A 1,969-nucleotide genomic window follows, 5' to 3' on the forward strand; every position below is an offset into this window, starting at 1 on the left:
CACTGCCATTAAGTTAAGCGAATCTGTTTCAGTAACAATGCTTTTTCTGTCGACGATGGAAATCCAGTAAGGCTCTGGCAGAAGTTTTCTGACGGGGCGGACGGCGCTGCGGACGCGCGCAAGTCGGATTGGTCAGAAACAACGCGGTCAACCGCTCGATCAAGGGTGGGGTGTCCAGGTTGCTCCACAACAGGTCCAGGGCGTGGTGTTTGATGGCATTGAAGGAGACCGCCCGGTTGACCGTCTGGGGATGACGGGTTTCTTTCGCATCGAGTTGGGCCTGTGCCGCTTCGGTCAAGATCGTTTCCAGGCCGGTCAAGTACACGGTCGCATGAAAGTCCTGCCGGACGGCTTCGGCCCCGAGGCCCGAGAAATTTTCCAGGTCCAAGCGGGTCTTGAGTACCCCCTAGAAGGTTTCCACGCCCCAGCGCCAATGGTACAGCTCCAGGAAGCCGGCCGTGGGATACGCCGCCTCGTCGCACAAGGAGGTCACCCGCACTTCCCACTCGCCGGTGCTCAGGCGCAGGCGGACAAAGCGCACGGTCAAGGTCTGTGGCAGACCGAGCTGACCCATCAGAGGCGCTTGCGCCGCGCACGGAGTCAGCGTGACTACTTGACTGTCTGGGCCTTCCCCTTGGAGCATGCGGCGCGCCGCCCCGAACGAGGCCGTCGAACAGCGGATGACGAAGTGCCGCTCCCGCTGCGCCAGCTCGGCCAGCATGCGGTACGACGGATAATTGCGATCCATGACCAGCAAATCGGTCGGGCCGGTGTGGGCCAGATGGCCAATCGCCAAGTCGACTTCATAAGCATCAGCCCGGCCCAGCGTGGCATCCAGGGCGACCCGGTTGAGCACGTCATACAGCGCCGACGCGAGGGCATAGGGGCGCTCACCCTGAATCTGGGCGTCTTTCCCGTTCGAATAGGCGATCGTCCCAAACGCCGCGCGCACGTCCTCCGTATCCGGCAGCAGTACCTTCGAACCGTCGATCGCCAGAACCCGACCGCCCCAGAAGGTGCGAAAGTCCGCGTCCCGATAGCGGCTTTCCACCACCGCCTGCTGATTCAGCTCGATGAACGCAGTGTGCTTAAGTTTCTCTGTACATGACAAAAATTAACTTGAAGAGTTAAAATGATTAAAATCAAGGAAGTGAAATAAAGCAGCGAGATTAAATAAGGAGGTAGGATTAAATATAGCATTACGACTCAATGACTAACCGGCTAAAGCCGGTAGGTTGATCAGGGCGTGAACGCCCGCTCAGACTAAAGTCAGTGACCTGCGGATGAATCCGCCTCAAGCTCATTCCGCTGACGGCGGTGGCTCGTCCCAAACTTGGAAGGTACCGGATTCGTCTTCTTGTTGTTCGATATAACGCTTGACTTGTTCCTCAGTGACGGCCCCCACTGTGGCACAAAAGTAGCCTCGTCCCCAGAGATGTTGGCCCCAATATCGTTTCTGTAACTCACGAAACTCCCGCTGTAACCGATACGAACTTCGCCCTTTCAGATATTGGGCCATCTTGGCCGGGGATAGATGCGTCGGCGCACTGACCAGGAGGTGAACATGATTCGGGCGAATGTTCCCTTCGATAATCGTCATTTCTTGTTCGACACAGACTTCTCGGAGCATTTGTCGCAGTCGCAACCCAATTTCTCCGCGTAACACCGGGTAACTATATTTAGTCTTCCAGACAAAGTGATATTTCAACTCTGTAACCGTATGCGCTCCATGCCGATAGCGCTCTCGATTCATTCGTGGTCTCCGCTCAAGCTGGACCCTTGAAAGGGTGCGTGCTAAAGACGTTTCCGCCTAAAGGCGGAGGTTTATCACCTGCCGATTGGAAATAAAATCCAAACCAGTTTTAAAGATACTTTTAGAAAAACGTAGATGTTTTTTTACTTTAATTGGTTTAACTGAATCATGCTGCCACTCACCGATGCGATGCGCCCAACAAAAAGTAATCACCGG

3 protein-coding genes are annotated in these 1,969 nt (G+C 55.2%); all 3 read right to left on the reverse strand.

The annotated features are described in order from the left end of the window. Nucleotides 1-28 precede the first annotated feature (28 nt). A complete protein-coding gene (locus BN874_RS25395; RefSeq protein WP_051497452.1) occupies nucleotides 29-388 on the reverse strand; it encodes a hypothetical protein in 360 nt (119 codons plus the stop codon). An 18-nt stretch (nucleotides 389-406) separates the two neighbouring features. Beyond that, a complete protein-coding gene (locus BN874_RS25400) occupies nucleotides 407-1,051 on the reverse strand; it encodes a transposase (protein WP_230314341.1) in 645 nt (214 codons plus the stop codon). Nucleotides 1,052-1,300: 249 nt separating this feature from the next. After that, nucleotides 1,301-1,753: an IS200/IS605 family transposase gene (gene tnpA / locus BN874_RS05255; RefSeq protein WP_034431363.1), complete on the reverse strand. Its 453-nt coding sequence runs from the start codon at nucleotides 1,751-1,753 to the stop codon at nucleotides 1,301-1,303. Between the last annotated feature and the right edge of the window lie 216 nt (nucleotides 1,754-1,969).

The sequence above is a fragment of the Candidatus Contendobacter odensis Run_B_J11 genome (assembly GCF_000531125.1).
Classification (GTDB): Bacteria; Pseudomonadota; Gammaproteobacteria; order Competibacterales; family Competibacteraceae; genus Contendibacter; species Contendibacter odensensis.